The sequence below is a fragment of the Pseudoalteromonas sp. P1-8 genome (assembly GCF_001399985.1).
Classification (GTDB): domain Bacteria; phylum Pseudomonadota; class Gammaproteobacteria; order Enterobacterales; family Alteromonadaceae; genus Pseudoalteromonas.
Genome location: NZ_LJSO01000014.1, coordinates 40726 through 57345 on the forward strand (window position 1 = coordinate 40726; position 16620 = coordinate 57345).

At 42.6% G+C, this 16620-nt stretch carries 20 protein-coding genes; 8 read left to right on the top strand and 12 right to left on the bottom strand.

The annotated features are described in order from the left end of the window. Nucleotides 1-68 precede the first annotated feature (68 nt). The gene (locus AN213_RS16620; RefSeq protein ID WP_054561110.1) at nt 69-2246 is read left to right on the top strand and encodes a YgiQ family radical SAM protein; all 2178 of its coding nucleotides are present in this window, start codon (nt 69-71) and stop codon (nt 2244-2246) included. Nucleotides 2247-2324: 78 nt separating this feature from the next. Here AN213_RS16620 and mgtE read toward each other — a convergent pair whose 3' ends face one another. From mgtE to AN213_RS16680, 12 genes are all read right to left on the bottom strand, one after another. Further along, on the bottom strand, nt 2325-3683 hold the full coding sequence (gene mgtE, locus AN213_RS16625; RefSeq protein ID WP_054561109.1) for a magnesium transporter: 1359 nt from the start codon (nt 3681-3683) through the stop codon (nt 2325-2327). A 211-nt stretch (nt 3684-3894) separates the two neighbouring features. Then, nucleotides 3895-4167, bottom strand: a complete 273-nt coding sequence (locus AN213_RS16630) for an HPr family phosphocarrier protein (protein ID WP_054561108.1) — start codon at nt 4165-4167, stop codon at nt 3895-3897. 13 nt (nt 4168-4180) lie between these two features. Continuing rightward, nucleotides 4181-5026 (bottom strand): RNase adapter RapZ, encoded by an 846-nt coding sequence (gene rapZ / locus AN213_RS16635; protein WP_054561107.1) that lies wholly within the window; start codon nt 5024-5026, stop codon nt 4181-4183. Continuing rightward, complete coding sequence (gene ptsN, locus AN213_RS16640) at nt 5027-5479, bottom strand: PTS IIA-like nitrogen regulatory protein PtsN (protein ID WP_054561106.1); 453 nt, start codon at nt 5477-5479, stop codon at nt 5027-5029. A 3-nt stretch (nt 5480-5482) separates the two neighbouring features. Next, on the bottom strand, nt 5483-5770 hold the full coding sequence (gene hpf, locus AN213_RS16645; protein WP_036971325.1) for a ribosome hibernation promoting factor: 288 nt from the start codon (nt 5768-5770) through the stop codon (nt 5483-5485). Nucleotides 5771-5797: 27 nt separating this feature from the next. Further along, the gene (locus tag AN213_RS16650; protein WP_054561104.1) at nt 5798-7294 is read right to left on the bottom strand and encodes an RNA polymerase factor sigma-54; all 1497 of its coding nucleotides are present in this window, start codon (nt 7292-7294) and stop codon (nt 5798-5800) included. Between the two features lie 107 nt (nt 7295-7401). Continuing rightward, entirely contained in the window at nt 7402-8127 is a 726-nt protein-coding gene (gene lptB, locus AN213_RS16655; RefSeq protein WP_054561103.1) for an LPS export ABC transporter ATP-binding protein, read from the bottom strand. Then, nucleotides 8124-8645 carry a lipopolysaccharide transport periplasmic protein LptA gene (lptA, locus tag AN213_RS16660; RefSeq protein WP_054561102.1) on the bottom strand — a complete coding sequence of 174 codons (522 nt, stop codon included), beginning with the start codon at nt 8643-8645 and terminating at the stop codon, nt 8124-8126. Before lptA ends, lptB begins: the two co-directional genes overlap by 4 nt. Next, entirely contained in the window at nt 8635-9189 is a 555-nt protein-coding gene (lptC, locus tag AN213_RS16665) for an LPS export ABC transporter periplasmic protein LptC (RefSeq protein WP_054561101.1), read from the bottom strand. The genes lptA and lptC overlap by 11 nt, the downstream gene beginning before the upstream one ends. Continuing rightward, nucleotides 9186-9737: a 3-deoxy-manno-octulosonate-8-phosphatase KdsC gene (gene kdsC, locus AN213_RS16670; RefSeq protein WP_054561100.1), complete on the bottom strand. Its 552-nt coding sequence runs from the start codon at nt 9735-9737 to the stop codon at nt 9186-9188. The genes lptC and kdsC overlap by 4 nt, the downstream gene beginning before the upstream one ends. 3 nt (nt 9738-9740) lie before the next feature. Then, nucleotides 9741-10712 carry a KpsF/GutQ family sugar-phosphate isomerase gene (locus tag AN213_RS16675; protein WP_055199190.1) on the bottom strand — a complete coding sequence of 324 codons (972 nt, stop codon included), beginning with the start codon at nt 10710-10712 and terminating at the stop codon, nt 9741-9743. A gap of 3 nt (nt 10713-10715) precedes the next feature. Then, a complete protein-coding gene (locus AN213_RS16680; RefSeq protein ID WP_055199191.1) occupies nt 10716-11684 on the bottom strand; it encodes a calcium/sodium antiporter in 969 nt (322 codons plus the stop codon). 248 nt (nt 11685-11932) lie between these two features. Between AN213_RS16680 and AN213_RS16685 the strand changes: the two genes are divergently transcribed. From AN213_RS16685 to murA, 7 genes are read left to right on the top strand one after another with little or no spacing between them, the layout of a single operon-like run. Continuing rightward, nucleotides 11933-12751: an ATP-binding cassette domain-containing protein gene (locus tag AN213_RS16685; protein WP_082401555.1), complete on the top strand. Its 819-nt coding sequence runs from the start codon at nt 11933-11935 to the stop codon at nt 12749-12751. Next, the gene (gene mlaE / locus AN213_RS16690; RefSeq protein ID WP_054554167.1) at nt 12744-13523 is read left to right on the top strand and encodes a lipid asymmetry maintenance ABC transporter permease subunit MlaE; all 780 of its coding nucleotides are present in this window, start codon (nt 12744-12746) and stop codon (nt 13521-13523) included. Before AN213_RS16685 ends, mlaE begins: the two co-directional genes overlap by 8 nt. A gap of 13 nt (nt 13524-13536) precedes the next feature. After that, nucleotides 13537-14085 carry an outer membrane lipid asymmetry maintenance protein MlaD gene (gene mlaD, locus AN213_RS16695; RefSeq protein WP_054561096.1) on the top strand — a complete coding sequence of 183 codons (549 nt, stop codon included), beginning with the start codon at nt 13537-13539 and terminating at the stop codon, nt 14083-14085. 2 nt (nt 14086-14087) lie between these two features. Next, nucleotides 14088-14765, top strand: coding sequence for a phospholipid-binding protein MlaC (locus AN213_RS16700; RefSeq protein WP_055199192.1), 678 nt, complete (start codon nt 14088-14090; stop codon nt 14763-14765). Then, nucleotides 14758-15051, top strand: coding sequence for a lipid asymmetry maintenance protein MlaB (locus AN213_RS16705; RefSeq protein WP_054561094.1), 294 nt, complete (start codon nt 14758-14760; stop codon nt 15049-15051). The genes AN213_RS16700 and AN213_RS16705 overlap by 8 nt, the downstream gene beginning before the upstream one ends. A 5-nt stretch (nt 15052-15056) precedes the next feature. Next, on the top strand, nt 15057-15314 hold the full coding sequence (locus AN213_RS16710) for a BolA family protein (protein ID WP_054554171.1): 258 nt from the start codon (nt 15057-15059) through the stop codon (nt 15312-15314). Nucleotides 15315-15329: 15 nt separating this feature from the next. After that, on the top strand, nt 15330-16589 hold the full coding sequence (murA, locus tag AN213_RS16715) for a UDP-N-acetylglucosamine 1-carboxyvinyltransferase (RefSeq protein WP_055199193.1): 1260 nt from the start codon (nt 15330-15332) through the stop codon (nt 16587-16589). Nucleotides 16590-16620: the final 31 nt, after the last annotated feature.

Consider the following 16620-nt stretch of genomic DNA (forward strand, 5'->3'; position numbering starts at 1 on the left):
TTTTGTTTTCTATAATAATCTATAAGACTGAGGTATAATTCGCCCCTTTTGTTAGCAGAGTACACTTTATGAGCGCATTAAAAGCCGAGCGAGGCCTGTTTTCTTACCCTAAGTATTGGGCTGAATGCTATGGCACGGCGCCATTTTTACCAACCACTCGTGCAGAAATGGACGCGTTAGGCTGGGATAGCTGTGACGTGATCATTGTCAGTGGTGATGCGTATGTAGATCACCCAAGTTTCGGTATGGCTGTGATAGGGCGTATGCTTGAGTCACAGGGTTTTCGTGTGGGTATAATTGCACAGCCTGATTGGAACTCAAAAGATGCCTTTATGGCGTTAGGTAAGCCTAACTTATTCTTTGGTGTTACAGCGGGTAATATGGACTCGATGATCAACCGTTATACTGCTGAAAAGCGTATGCGTCATGATGATGCTTATACGCCGGGTAACATAGGCGGTAAACGTCCTGACCGTGCGGTAGTTGTATACAGCCAACGCTGTCGCGAAGCTTATAAAGATGTGCCGCTGATCATTGGTGGTATTGAGGCGAGTTTACGCCGTATTGCTCATTATGATTATTGGCAAGAAAAAGTACGCCGTAGCGTATTGTTTGATGCCAAAGCTGACATTCTAATTTACGGTAATGCTGAGCGCCCACTTGTTGAAGTTGCCCACCGTATTGCCGCGGGTGAGTCGGTAGAGACAATTCAAGATATTCGTGGTACTGCGGTTATTCGTAAAGAACCATTACCGGGTTGGCGTGGTAGTGACTCAACTGCAATAGATAAAATAGGTAAGATTGATCCAATTCCAAACCCGTATGGCGCAGATGATGTGGGTTGTAGTAAATCTGAATTTAAAAAAGCAGGTATTGATTTAAGTGCCGAGGCGGCTAAGCCAATCACTATTCAGCCAGCTCGTCCTAAGCCTTGGGAAAAGACCTACGTTAAGCTGCCAGCGTATGAGCAAGTAAGCGTAAATAAACCGCTTTATGCCCATGCCTCGCGTATTTTGCACCAAGAAACAAACCCAGGTTGCGCCCGTGCGTTATTTCAACGCCATGGCGATCGTTCTATTTGGGTTAACCCGCCTGCATTTCCGCTTGAAACTGAAGAAATGGATGGCGTATTTGGTTTGCCATATCAGCGTATTCCACACCCAAGCTACGGCGATGAAAAAATCCCAGCCTATGAAATGATTAAAACCTCGGTGAACATCATGCGTGGTTGCTTTGGTGGCTGTTCTTTCTGTTCGATTACAGAGCACGAAGGACGTATTATTCAAAGCCGTTCTGAGCAATCAATTATTGATGAAATTGAGCAAATTCGTGACAGAGTACCGGGCTTCACTGGGGTTATCTCTGACTTAGGTGGACCGACAGCGAATATGTACAAGTTGCGCTGTAAGAGTAAAAAAGCAGAGAGTACATGCCGACGTTTATCATGTGTTTATCCTGATATCTGTAAGCACATGGACACGGATCACACCCCAACTATTGAGCTTTATAAAAAAGCCCGTGATGTAAAAGGTGTAAAGAAAATTTTGATTGCGTCTGGCGTACGTTATGACTTAGCTGTAGAAGACCCTCGCTATGTAAAAGAGTTGGTTACCCATCACGTAGGCGGGTACTTAAAAATTGCCCCTGAGCATACTGAAGATGGTCCATTGTCTAAGATGATGAAGCCGGGCATGGGAGCTTACGATAAGTTTAAAGAGCTATTTGATAAATACTCAAAAGAAGCGGGTAAAAAGCAGTATTTGATCCCGTATTTTATTTCTGCTCACCCAGGAACGAAAGACGAAGACATGGTGAACATGGCGTTGTGGTTAAAGTCTAATGACTTTAAGCTTGATCAAGTGCAAAACTTTTATCCATCGCCGATGGCCAATGCAACCACGATTTATCACACTGAGATGAACTCGCTGCGTAATATTAAGAACAATACTGAGCAAGTGCCTGTTCCAAAAGGCGCACGCCAGCGTCGCTTACACAAAGCGATTTTACGTTACCACGATCCTGCTGGTTGGCCGATGATCCGTGAAGCACTAAGAAAAATGGGCAAAGCGAATCTAATCGGTAAAGGACCGAACTGTTTGGTACCTGAAGAAGGTCGTAACGAGAAAGCTGCTAGAGGAAAGGGCGGTAAAGGCCGTGCGGCACTGACTCGTCACACCGGTTTTAGCCAGTTTAAAAAGGCCAATACCAAACCTCGAGTAGGTAAAAATAAGCAGCGCGCAAAGTAAATAGATATAAATACGGCCCTTTAAGGGCCGTTTTTATTTATACCAATTCGCTTAACTAAGTATTATTGCGAATTGGTATTAGATCAATAACCAAGTCGCGGTGCCTAAAAAGGCAAAGATACCAACAATATCAGTGACGGTTGTCAGCACTACGCTCCCTGCAAGGGCTGGGTCAATTTTCATTTTCTTAAGAATTAATGGAATGCTCGCACCCGCAATACCAGCGGCAACAAGATTCATAAACATTGCAAAGGCCAGCACTGCGCCGAGTTTAAAGTCCCACTGCCATAGGGCAACCACACCAGCAATTAATATCGACCAAATAATGCCATTCAGTGCGCCAATCGCTAACTCCTTAAGTAATAAGAAGCGTTGGTTGGTTTGGTTGATATGACCAACCGCTATACCACGAATAACCAGAGTTAGGGTTTGGCTACCCGCAACACCCCCCATTGAAGGGACGATACCATTGAGTACCGCTAAAATAGGCAAGATTGCTAAGGTGTTTTCGAAAAAGCTTGCCACAATGGCTGCTAACAATGCGGTTAATAAGTTAACCCCAAGCCAAATAGAGCGACGCTGCGAACTTTTTAGCACTGGCGCAAAGGTATCTTCTTCGTCGTCAAGACCAGCGAGGCTTAGCATGCTGTGCTCTGCATCTTCACGGATTACGTCAACGATATCATCAATGGTAATACGACCAAGCAAGTGAGCGTTATCATCCACAACAGGCGCTGAAATCCAGTTGTGACGCTCGAACAGTTGCGCTACATCACTTTCATCCATAGAGATTAGGATTGACTCACAGTCTTCATCCATTAAATCACGAACAATTTTATCTGAAGGACTGGTCAGCAATGTAGTTAATGAAAGCGCGCCTAAAAAGCAGTTATGCTTATCAACTACATATAAGTCATCGGTACCCTCTGGTAGCTCACCTCGTAAGCGTAAATAGCGCAGTACAACATCGAGAGTAACGTCAGGACGAATGGTGACCGTATCGCTGTTCATCAAGGCACCGGCTGAGCGCTCTTGATAAGAAAGTGCTTGAGTTGCTCTCTCTCTATCTTGCGAATCCATGGCACTGACAACGTCTTGATATACGGTATCAGGAAGACTACGTAAAACCTCACCTAAGTCATCGTCGTCCATATCTTCAGTGGCAGCAGCAATGTGCTCAGGCTCCATCTGGGCAATAATGCCAAGACGTACATCTTCAGAGAGTTCTTCTAGAACATCACCACGGACATCTGGATCAACCAGCTGCCAAAGCATACGACGAATTTTATGGGGAGAAGATTCAAGTAAAAGGGCTGTATCACAAGGTGCCGTTTTGGCTAACATACCGCGCACTTGAACAAATTGACCACTATTGAGTGACTTGGTCACTTGTTTGAGTTGTTGTAGTGGGTAATCTTGTTCAAAGGCTTCTGGCATTGGCGTCCTTACAACTGAAAAAAGTTTAAATAGGCTAAGCAAATACAGCATAGTTGCTTTGTAGTGTATTTGCAGAGATATCGTCGCACTGCGATAAATTTATTAAGAGTTTTGTAATTTAGAAAAGCGAGCGATATAAAAGTAGGATATTTAAAGGGAATTTTAAATATCCGAATTAAGTTTACCGTAAACCTTGAAGTCTTAGCAAATGCTATTCTTGCTCGTGGAAGCGTTGTGCAATTAATTCGCCGATTGCCGTTAATGCAGCATCGGCGTCAGGGCCTTCACACACAACGCGAACTTCTTTACCCTGACTACTTTCAAGTAGCATTAATGCTAACACGCTGTCGCCTTCAGCTTCTTTATCATCTTGATAAAGCGTAATTTTGGCATCAAATTGCAGTGCTAATTGCGCTAAAACAGTAGCAGCACGAGCATGTAAGCCAAGTTTGTTTTGAATTAAAAAGGTATCTTCAGCGTGCATTGTTGGTGCCTAATTAAATGTCTTGTTCGCGGTGGCGGATTTTTACATTAGCATGGCTTTTGGCAAAGCTCTCACCAATTGTTTGCGCTAAGTAAACAGAGCGATGCTGGCCGCCGGTGCAACCAATAGCAATGGTCAGGTAACTGCGGTTATTACGCTCTAAATGTGGCAACCAAGTTTGCACAAAGGTTTGTATTTGCCAAGTGAACTTTTGCACTATGCTGTGGCTAGCTAGGTAATCTTTTACTGGTTGATCAAGGCCAGTTAGTGGCTTTAAATCAGGTTCCCAGTGTGGGTTAGGTAAAAAGCGTGCATCAAAAACGTAGTCAGCTTCTTTTGGAATACCATGCTTAAAGCCAAACGACATAAAAGTAATAATTAGCTTTTTATCTTTTTTACCTAAAATCTTTTCGCGAATTGATTCTGCTAACTGATGAACACTCAGATCAGTGGTATCAATCATAAAGTCAGCGCGAGTGATCAACACATCAAGCAGGATTTTTTCTTGTTTAATGGCCAGATCAAGCGGCAAAGAATCAATAGATAGTGGATGCAAGCGGCGTGTTTCTGAAAAGCGCTTGATCAGAGTTTGGTCATCACTGTCTAAATAGAATAGTGTTGGGTTTGCGAAACCTGGCAGGTACTCAAGAATATCATTAAATTCTTGCTGCTCTTTCGGTAAGTTACGTACGTCGATACTGACCGCTATTTTATCGTAGTTATCAGACACACTACGTACGAGCGAAGGCAGTAAATTAACCGGAATATTATCAACGCAATAATAGCCTAAGTCTTCAAGTACTCGTAAAGCGACCGATTTACCTGAGCCTGAGCGACCGCTGATAATTATTAATTCCATTTATGCCTCTGCTGATATGACCTGAAACAGTTGCTGATCGGTAGTAGCACTACGCAGCTGTTTACAAAATTCTTTATCTTTAAGTCTATCAGCAATTGTTGATAAGGTCTTTAGGTGAAGCTGACAGTCACCATCTGGTACGATGAGTGCCACAAAAATATCAACTGGACGATTATCAATTGCATCAAAATTAATAGGGGATTCACTCACTATCACAAATGCATGAGGCTCATCTGCGCCGCTCATTCGGCCATGTGGAATAGCAATACCTCGGCCAATGCCGGTGCTACCTAGTTTTTCTCGGTTGAGTAAAGCATCTAGGATATCTTGTTGCGATAAATGAGGAAGCTGCTGGTGGGCCAGTTCGCTGATATATTCAAGAATTCTTTTTTTGCTATTAAAAAGGACCGCAGCTTTGCTGCAGTCCTGGTTAGTAAGTGAACTTAGTTTCATAATTTAATGTCGAGCTAATTTCTCTTTGTGTTTAATGACTTGGCGATCAAGTTTATCGATCAGTGAGTCAATGGCTGCGTACATATCTTGATGTTCTGTAGAAGCGAATAATTCGCCTCCGTTTACATGTAAAGTTGCTTCTGCTTTTTGGCTTAATTTTTCTACATCTAGAATGACATGAACATTATTAATATGGTCAAAATGCCTTTCTAGTTTCGCAAACTTGGTGTTTACATAGTCTCTTAATGAATCTGTGATTTCTACATGACGACCAGTTAAATTTAGTTGCATAAGCATTTTTCCTTCTATGTAAAACGTCTAAATCAGACTCTTACGCTGATTAGACGGAGGTATTGCTAGAGACTCACGATATTTTGCAATTGTACGTCTAGCTACTTTAATTCCTTGCTCAGCCAATATATCTGCAATTTTGCTATCACTCAATGGTTTAGCTGAGTTTTCTGCAGCGACTAACTTCTTGATTAAAGCGCGTATTGCTGTAGAAGAACACTCACCACCATTTTCGGTGCTGACATGGCTTGAGAAGAAATATTTCAACTCAAAAATACCCCGTGGGGTATGCATATATTTTTGCGTTGTTACCCGTGAAATCGTCGATTCATGCATTTCGACCATTTCAGCAACATCATTTAGCACCATCGGCTTCATTGCTTCAGGGCCATGTTCAAAGAAAGCTTGTTGTTGTTGAACGATACAGTTGGTCACCTTTAATAGCGTATCGTTACGGCTTTCTAAGCTCTTAATAAACCACTTTGCTTCTTGTAAGTGAGAACGAATAAATTGGCTGTCGCTACTTGATTTAACTGAGCGAGACATAGCTGCATATTGGCTGTTCACTCTAATCTTTGGCATACAATCTGGGTTTAACTCGACTACCCAGCGACCTTTTACTTTTTTCACTGATACATCAGGTATGACGTACTCAGACTCTTCGCGTACTATGCTATCCGCAGGCTTAGGGTTTAAGCTGTGGATGAGCGTCATAACTTCTTTAAGCTCGTTTTCTTTAAGCTTAGTCTTTTTCATCAAAGTTCGATAGTCGCGACTCGCTAATAATTCGATATGCTCAGATAAAACCATTTTAGTTTCAGCTAAATATGGCGTATCGGCATCGAATTGGCGTAGCTGAATGCACAGACATTCTTGTAAACTGCGCGCGCCAATACCCACAGGATCAAATAACTGAATTCTTTTTAAGACCGCTTCGACTTCATCAAGTTCGATTTCTTCTTCATCGTTATTTTGATTAAAGCTTTCGACTATATCTTCACAGCTTACCGTTAAAATACCTGAATCATCGATAGCTTCTACAATTGCCACAGCAATCGCTTCATCAGTAGGGCTAAATGGCGTGAGCTGTAATTGCCACATTAGGTATTCGTGAAGGGTTTCGGTTGATGCACCTTGATAGATAGATTCATCTTCAGGCATTGGCCCTGACGATGTTGAAGGGGCGGCACTCATGTACTCATCCCAAGTAACATCCATGGCTAAGTCATCGCTTACGGTGTCTTTATTGAGAGCATCACTACTTTCTTGCTCGTACTCGCTAGGTGCTTCTTCGGCAGACGCGCTGACTTGCACATCGTCAGACTCCGCTTTTTGCTCATTCTTGCCGGTGCTTTCTTCATTGTAATCCGCTTCTTCCACTTCAAGTAGGGGATTACTATCAAGCGCTTCTTGAATTTCTTGCTGGAGATCCAATGTACTGAGCTGCAACAAACGAATCGCTTGTTGCAGTTGTGGAGTCATTGTAAGTTGCTGGCCCATGCGCAGCTGTAATGATTGCCTCATGTATCCCTAACAATCCTTTTAAAGTTATCGATAACTGTAAAAACACAGTTATCGATTTATTGTCATTGTTATAAGTCTAGCAGATGCTCTAGTCGCTGGCGTAATGGTTACAGCCTGAATTGCTCGCCTAGATATACATCGCGTACAGTTTGGTCTGCTAATACGTGCTCAGGTGTGCCTGATGCAATTAGCTCCCCATGAGAAACAATGTAGGCTTTTTCACAAACATCAAGGGTTTCTCGAACATTATGGTCAGTAATTAGTACACCGATACCACGATTTTTTAGGTGCTCAATAATTTTCTTTATATCTAACACTGAAATTGGATCAACACCAGCAAAAGGCTCATCTAAAAGGATAAATTTAGGATTAGCGGCTAATGCGCGAGCAATTTCTACACGGCGTCGCTCACCACCTGACAGCGCCATACCTTGGCTGTCACGAATGTGTTGAATACTAAATTCATCGAGTAAGCTATTAAGTGTTTCTTCGCGACCTGCTTTGTTTAGATCTTTACGGGTTTCTAAAATAGCCATCAAGTTTTGGTAAACCGTTAACTTTCGAAAAATTGACGATTCTTGTGGCAGATAGCCGATACCTAAGCGGGCACGATTGTGCATTGGCAAAAGGGTAATATCGTTATCATCAATGCTGATTTTACCTTTGTCGCTTGGGACTAGGCCTACAATCATATAGAAGGTGGTGGTTTTACCTGCACCATTTGGGCCAAGCAAGCCAACAATGCTGCCCGCTTCAACTTCAAGGCCGACATTTTTAACCACTTGGCGGCCTTTGTAGCTTTTAGCTAAAAGCTCTGCTTTTAATGTGCTCATGGTTGGCCTTTATTATCTTTTTTATTTTCAACAGGCACTAAAATAGTGTGTACACGATCTGTTGAGTTTTCGTCTTTTTCAGCACTGATCAGCTGCTGTGCCATATCATAGGTAATGCTTTTTGCTGTTACTTTTTGACCTGCTTGAGTAACTTCAGCTTCACCATTTAAGGTTAAGAAGCGTTTTGCAACATCATAACGAACTTCTTCGGCGCTGGCGCTCATCACGGTGCCATCAGTTTGCTTTTCTTCGAAGTAAGCAGGCTTACCTGTGGCAATAATTAACTCTACTGTACCCTCGGTGTCACCGCCGTGTGCTTCAAGGCGTTCAGCGGTAATACGACGATTACCATGCACGATCTCTACGTTACCTTCAAATATGCCAACGCCATCTTTTAGTTTACCTACTTGGCGATCTGAGCTAATGCTAATTTGAGCGCCTGTTTGCTCGGCAGCTGCGCCCGAAAAGGCAATCAATAAGCTTGGGATCAGGAGTAATTTCTTCAGTTTATTGGTCATAGTATATGGTTCGTGTATGGTTAGTTAACTCAACAATTTCGGTTTTTAAATCGGCTTTTAAGCCTTTACCGGTAATCTTTAAATTCGGTCCTGTTAGTGTCACAGGTTGCTTAGAAAACATGGTCATTTTATCAATATCGACATTAATGTTTTCTGCTTTTATATCTTCAATCATGCCGTTGTGGGTTAAGTTTTTAGCAACTACATCCCCTTCAAAAATCAGCTGATCGTTTTCATACAATGTGGCTTCTTTGGCTTTTACTTGCCAAACATGCTGGTCGCCATAAATAGTAAAAATAGGTTGCTCAAAAAAGGTAAACCCTAATTGTTGATACAACTCCATTTTAGCAGCAGCCACTTTATGACTAATTTTGCCTTGCTCATCATACGCTGTTTGCTTTAACGCCACAGCAGTGTAATCAGGTGTTGCGATGATCTCGTCTTCACTAGTTATTGTGTCTGTTGATTGGTTAAAGTACGGGTACCATAACCACACCATGCAACAAACAAAAACAATACTCAGTAAAATACGGGCTATATTCATGCGCTGGTTCCATCGCTAGTTAACGGCTTACCGTTTTCTAACATCAGTAAATCAGTTAATTCACGCACAGCTCCAAAGCCACCTGGTAATAATGTGGTGTAATGAGCCAGCTTTTTAATCAGTGGGTGTGCGTCGTTTACAGCAACAGCAAACCCTACTTTTTCCATTACTGGTAAGTCTGGACCATCATCACCAATATAGGCAATTTGTTCATCAGTCAGCCCCAGTTTATCTTTTAACTCTTGATAAGCAATCAGCTTATCTTCTTGTCCCTGATAAATGTGCTGAACTGTTAGGCTAGTCATTCGCTGCTGAACTATTTGTGAATGGCGGCCAGTAATCACAGCCACTTCAAAGCCACTATTAATGAGCGCTTTAATACCAAAGCCATCTTTAGTATTAAATGCTTTAAGCTCTTCGCCATCATTACCTAAATAAATTCGGCCATCAGAAAAAACACCATCTATATCACAGATTAGCAATTTTACTTTTTGTGCGCGCTGACTCACATCAGGGCTAAGAGGCTGGTATAGCTCGGCGAATGTCATTGCTTAGAGAACTCCTGCTTTTAATAGGTCTTGCATATTAAGGGCACCAATTGGCGTATTACTTTGATCTACCACAATTAAACCATTGATACGTTTGCGTTCCATAATGTTTAAAGCTTCGGCTGCAAGCATGTCAGGGCGAGCAGTTGTACATGAACGGGTCATCACTTGGCTAATTGTAGTGCTATGGATATCGATGCGCTGTTCTAAAATACGGCGTAAGTCACCATCAGTGAATAACCCGGCTAACTTTTTGTCTGCTCCGATTACAGCGGTCATACCAAGGCCTTTGGCTGACATTTCGATTAGTGCGTCTTTAATGCTTTGGGTTTCGCTAACGATTGGTGTGGCGTCGCCTGCGTGCATCACATCATCTAATGTAAGCAATAAACGTTTACCTAAGCTGCCACCCGGGTGTGAAAGCGCAAAGTCATCGGCTGTGAAACCACGGGTTTCAAGTAATGCAACCGCCATTGCATCGCCCATAACCAAGGTTGCAGTAGTACTTGCAGTTGGCGCAAGGCCTAACGGACATGCCTCTTGGCTTACTTTAATGCACACATGAACATCAGACAGTTTTGCCATGGTTGAGTCTGGGTTGCCTGTTAGTGAAATCATCTTTGCGCCAATGCGCTTAATAACAGGGATAATGCTGAGTACTTCGCTGGTCTCACCTGAGTTCGAAATACACATCACCACATCATCACGGGTGATCATGCCTAAATCACCGTGGCTTGCTTCGCCAGGGTGAACAAAAAATGCAGGTGTGCCAGTACTTGCAAGGGTCGCCGCAATTTTATTACCAACGTGGCCTGACTTGCCCATACCAATCACAATAATACGACCTGTACATTGGAACATTAACTGGCAAGCGCTATCGAAATCTTGATTTATATATTGCTCAATTTCTTGTAAAGCTTGTGCTTCAATTTCGAGTACGCGCTTACCCTGCGCGATAAAGCTAGGTTGTGTCATTAATTATCCTACTTGGCTGAAAATATAGCCCTGATATGCAATAAATGCGACTAACAAGAAGCCACCTTCTACTCTATTGATACGACGAGCACCTTTAAAGTTCAATGACATGGCAATCAACACAATCGTTGCTGCAATCATGATAAGTGCATCGCGGTTTGCCGCAGAAGGGTCAATAATTGACGGATTGATAATACCTGCAAGTGGTAATACGGCGAGTAAATTGAAAATGTTTGAGCCAACGATATTCCCGAGCGCTAAATCGTCTTCGTTCTTTAATACCCCAGCAATACAGGCTGCCAGCTCTGGTAGGCTGGTACCAATAGCAATTATGGTTAAACCTATTACAAGGTCTGATAGACCAAAATATTTCGCAATATCAACGGCTGATTCAACTAAAAAGTGTGAACTAATTGGTAATAAAATCATGCCGATGACTAACCAAAATACGGCAGATTTGGTACTGACATCATTCGGAACATCTTCACATGCTTCGCTGACAAATGGGTCATCTTGGTTTTTAGCACGCAGAGAAACAATAACTAAACCACCAATAAACACAGCAAAAGCAATTATCAAGGCAATGCCTTCAGCGAACGAAAAATAGTTATCTGAGAACACATACCAAGCGGCTACTGAGATTAACAGTACCAGCGGCATTTCGCGTTTAAGTGTCATTGAAGATACTGAAAGAGGGCGTAGTAAAGCTGTGACACCAAGTACAAGTAAGATGTTAGTAATGTTAGAGCCGACCGCATTACCTACTGCAGTATCTGTTTTATCAGCAAGTGCTGCCGATGCAGATACCATCATTTCAGGGGCTGATGAGCCCATAGCAACAACGGTTAAACCAATGATTAGGGTGGGGATCCCCATATTTTTTGCGAGTGCAGCCGCCCCATAAACAAACCGATCGGCACTCCAAACGAGTGCAGCAAAACCAATAATTAAAATGACAAAAGAAGTCACCATTGTGATACGCCAACATTACTTATACAGATGACTGCAAATAGTAACAAAAGCGAACCTGAAAGTATAAGTAAAAGAATGGGCTGGCGAGCATAAAGCGTGCTTAGTAAGGAAACTAAATTTCAGGTGTCGTTAAGCTCTTTGCAGCTAGCTTTAGAATTTATTGATAGAAAATATTACAAAATTTTACGATTTGTTTTTTCCATCTTGACTAAAAAACCCTTAAAATGGCAAAACTAGTGAAAAACGTTATGGAGAGCGACTTGTCGCAATCAATAGTAGAAATCAAGGATGTAACCTTTTCACGGGGCGATAGAATCATATATAAAAATATGAGTTTTAACATTCCGAAAGGCAAGATTACCGCTATCATGGGACCAAGCGGCATTGGTAAAACCACCATGTTGCGCTTAATTGGCGGTCAGCTTAAACCTGATTCTGGTGACATTTTATTTGAAGGCAACAGCATTCCTGGCATGACTCGCAAGGAACTTTATGCTGCCCGCACGAAAATGAGTATGCTGTTTCAAAGTGGCGCTTTATTTACCGATATGTCAGTGTTTGACAATATCGCCTTTCCTTTGCGTGAGCATACTCAACTCAGTGAAGATTTAATTCGTCTTGTCGTTTTAATGAAATTACAAGCTGTCGGCTTACGTGGTGCACAAGACTTAATGCCGTCTGAGCTTTCTGGTGGTATGGCTCGCCGTGCTGCTTTAGCGCGTTCAATTGCTCTTGATCCAGAGCTTATCATGTACGATGAGCCATTTGCTGGCCAAGATCCTATCTCTATGGGTGTGTTAGTTAAGCTAATTAAATCACTGAATGAGGTGCTAGGTTTATCATCACTTATCGTGACCCATGATGTAACAGAGGTTATGAGCATTGCTGATCACGTGATCATCATTGCTGATCAAGGGGTGATAGGCGAAGGTTCACCAGAGCAAATGCAAAACCATGAATCTGAGCTTGTGCAACAGTTCTTAAATGGTTTATCGGATGGTCCTGTACCATTCCATTTCCCAGCTCCTGCGTATGATGATGAATTACTAGGAGTGCATAATGCTTGATCTATTCCAGAAGTTAGGTCACAAAACATTAGGGCGCTTTGCCGCGCTTGGCCGTTCAACTCAGATGCTGTTTGGTGCACTCGTTAATGTGCCGAACTTCAAAAAAGGCACGCCTTTACTTGTTCGCCAATTATATATGGTGGGCTCGCAATCTCTTTTAATCATTATGGTGTCAGGCTTATTCATCGGTATGGTGCTCGCCCTGCAGGGTTACACCGTATTAGTAGGCTATGGTGCTGAAGATAGCTTAGGGCCTTTAGTGGCATTGAGCTTATTACGGGAGTTAGGCCCTGTAGTAACTGCGTTACTGTTTGCAGGCCGCGCGGGCAGTGCACTTACTGCTGAAATTGGTTTAATGAAAGCAACCGAGCAATTATCAAGCTTAGAAATGATGGCGATTGATCCACTTAAACGCATTATTGCACCGCGTTTTTGGGCTGGTTTTATCAGTATGCCATTACTTGCATTAATATTTTCTGCGGTTGCTATTATCGGCGCTCATTTAGTGGGTGTTGATTGGCTTGGTGTTGACTCAGGAAGCTTCTGGTCAATCATGCAAGCGCAAGTGTCGTTCCAACAAGATATTGTGAACGGCATGATTAAGAGTTTTGTATTCGCCATGATTGTGACTTGGATTGCACTTTATAAAGGCTATGACTGTGTTCCTACATCTGAGGGGATCAGTAAAGCGACAACAGAAACCGTTGTGCACTCGTCATTGGCAGTATTAGGTTTTGACTTTATTTTAACAGCGGTAATGTTTACCAGCTAATTAGGGTATAAAGATGAATTCACGGAAATTAGAAATATTAGTTGGCTTTTTTGTAGCCCTTGGTATTGCTGCATTTGCATTATTAGCATTTAAAGTTGCGAATGCCGGCATTAGTGGTAGTGGTGAGACTTACCAACTGAACGCAAAGTTTGAAAACATTGGTTCTTTAAAAGCACGTGCGCCGATTAAAGTAGGTGGTGTAGTTGTTGGCCGAGTTGAATCAATCTTTATTCACCCAAAAGAGTTTGTGCCTGTGGTAAATATGGCGATTGATGCAAATTACTTATGTAAGTTTTCAGACACAACATCAATCTCTATTTTGACATCAGGTATTTTAGGTGAGCAGTACTTAGGCATTAACCCTGTTATTGCCCCTGAATCTGCTGAGCAACGCTGTATGGGTGAAGATGTAACAGCAAGTGAGCATGATACAGATCTAGATGATCTATTTGGTGTTGAAAGCAAAGCGCTTGCAGATGGTGACTACATTACTGATACAAAATCAGCGCTTGTTTTAGAAGAGTTAATCGGTCAGTTCTTATTCAACCAGGGTGGTGAATAATTATGTTTAAGAAGTTTTTATTATGTATTGCTGTGCTGTTTAGCCTAAACGCACAAGCCGCTGAACCTAAGGTTGATTTAAAAGACCCGTACAAAATGGTTCGTACAGTGTCAGATAATACTTTTGCACGTATTACCAAAGACCAACCTCTTATCGCGAAAGACAAAGAGCATCTTCGCGTTATTGTAGAAGAAGAGCTAATGCCTTACATTGACTACAAGTATGCTGCACTGCGCGTACTAGGTAATCACGTGTCAAAGGTGCGTGCTATCGAAGATAAAGAGGAAAAAGCGAAAGCGATTAAAGAGTTACAACGCTTCATTGAGGTTTTTCAAAAGTATTTAATTGCTACTTACGCAGGTGTGTTTACTCAATACACCAACCAAAGCGTTGAGTTTGCTCCGCCTCAGCCTTTCAAAGGCCAAGATGTGGTGGTTGTTAAAACTAAGATTGTTGAAGCCGGTAAACCTGATATCAGAATCGACTTTAAAGTACGTGAAGACCGCAGTGGTGACTGGGGCGCGTACGATATGATCGCAGAAGGTATTAGTTTGCTTGATGCTAAACAAAGTGAATTACAAGGTATTTTACGCCAACATGGTCTAGATTATGTAAGTGACTTACTAGAGCAGAAGAGCCAACTGCCAGTGCAATTTAGAGGTGATGGTGGCGATGAGTAAAGTCGAGATTACTCAACTTGAAGATAACCAGTTTCGAGTCAGTGGCGAACTGACTCGAAATTCAATTGGCCGTGAACGCCTTCTGAACGCCAAGCCAGATTCTAGCCATAAAACATGGTATTTTGACCTTTCTGGGCTATCTAGGGTTGACACAGCGGGCTTAGCTTGGTTAATTCACTCTTTCGCAGAATTAAAGCAGCAAGGTATTCACCTTGAACTGCAAAATAGCCCTGAACAACTGCAAAATTTAATGCAATTGGGTCAGGTCACAAACTTATTTGAGTGAGATTTATGGAAACAAGCCAAGTCGAAACGTTATTACGCGACGAACTAAAACTAGATGAAGTGATTGTTAAAGCAAATGGTAGCCACTACGAAGTGATTGCTGTTGGTGAGTGTTTTGATGGTTTATCTCGCGTGAAGAAGCAACAGTTGGTTTATGCTCCGTTAATGTCAACAATCTCAGACGGTACAATCCACGCTGTATCTATTAAAGCGTTCACACCGACTGAATGGAAACGCGAACAAAAATTTATTTTACCTCAATAGTCGCAGGGCCTCCTAATGGATCAATTTGTTATTCAAGGTGGCACCTCGCTGGCAGGTGAAGTCACTATTTCTGGCGCTAAAAATGCCGCTCTTCCAATTCTTTTTGCTGCGCTTTTAGGGCAGGGCAAAAGTACCTTTAGTAATGTTCCTCGTTTACGCGATATTGGCACCACAGAAGCCTTGTTAAAAACACTGGGTGCAAATGTCGAGTGGCAGCAAGACAAGCTAATCATTGATGGTGCGACGGTTGATAAAACGCTTGCACCGTACGAGCTGGTAAAGCAAATGCGTGCCTCAGTACTTGCATTAGGTCCTTTAGTTGCCCGTTTTGGTGAAGCGCAAGTATCACTGCCTGGTGGTTGTGCAATTGGTGCTCGCCCAGTTGATATCCATATTCAAGGTCTTGAGCGCATGGGCGCTATCATCAAGGTTGAAAATGGTTACATCAACGCCAAGGTTGATGGTCGCTTAAAAGGCGCTGAAATCTTTATGGAGATGGTCAGTGTTGGCGCAACAGAGAACTTACTGATGGCAGCAACGCTGGCTGACGGTAAAACAGTACTTGAAAATGCAGCTCGCGAACCTGAAATTACCGATCTTGCTAATTGCTTAATTGCGATGGGGGCGAAGATCAGCGGTGCAGGCACTAGCCGTATCGAAATTGAAGGGGTTGAGTCACTATCGGGTTGTGAGTACAGCATTCTTCCTGATCGCATTGAAACAGGCACTTTCTTGGTTGCGGCGGCAATGGCTGGCGGTGAAGTGCTTTGTAAAAATACAGACCACCATAGTCTTGATCCTGTGATTGAAAAGTTGCGTGCTACCAATGCCTTGGTTGAAGTCACTGATAACAGCATTTACCTTGATATGCGTGGCCGCGAACTAAAAGCGGTTAATATTAAGACTATGCCACACCCGGGTTTCCCTACCGATATGCAAGCGCAATTTACAGCTTTAAATGTGGTAGCGAAGGGCAGTGCAACCATCACAGAAACGATTTTCGAAAACCGTTTTATGCACGTGCCTGAGTTACAGCGTATGGGCGCAAACATTCGCTTAGAAGGTAATACAGCAATTTGTGGGGATACCGAAAGCTTATCGGGCGCACAGGTAATGGCAACTGATTTACGTGCCTCGGCAAGTCTGATTCTTACTGGCATCGTTGCTCAAGGTGAGACTATTGTTGACCGCATCTATCACGTAGATCGTGGTTATCAACGCATTGAAGATAAGTTGAGTGCTCTAGGTGCCAATATCAAGCGTCGTTCAAGCTAATCGCTAAGACTTATAAAAAAGGCCTAACATC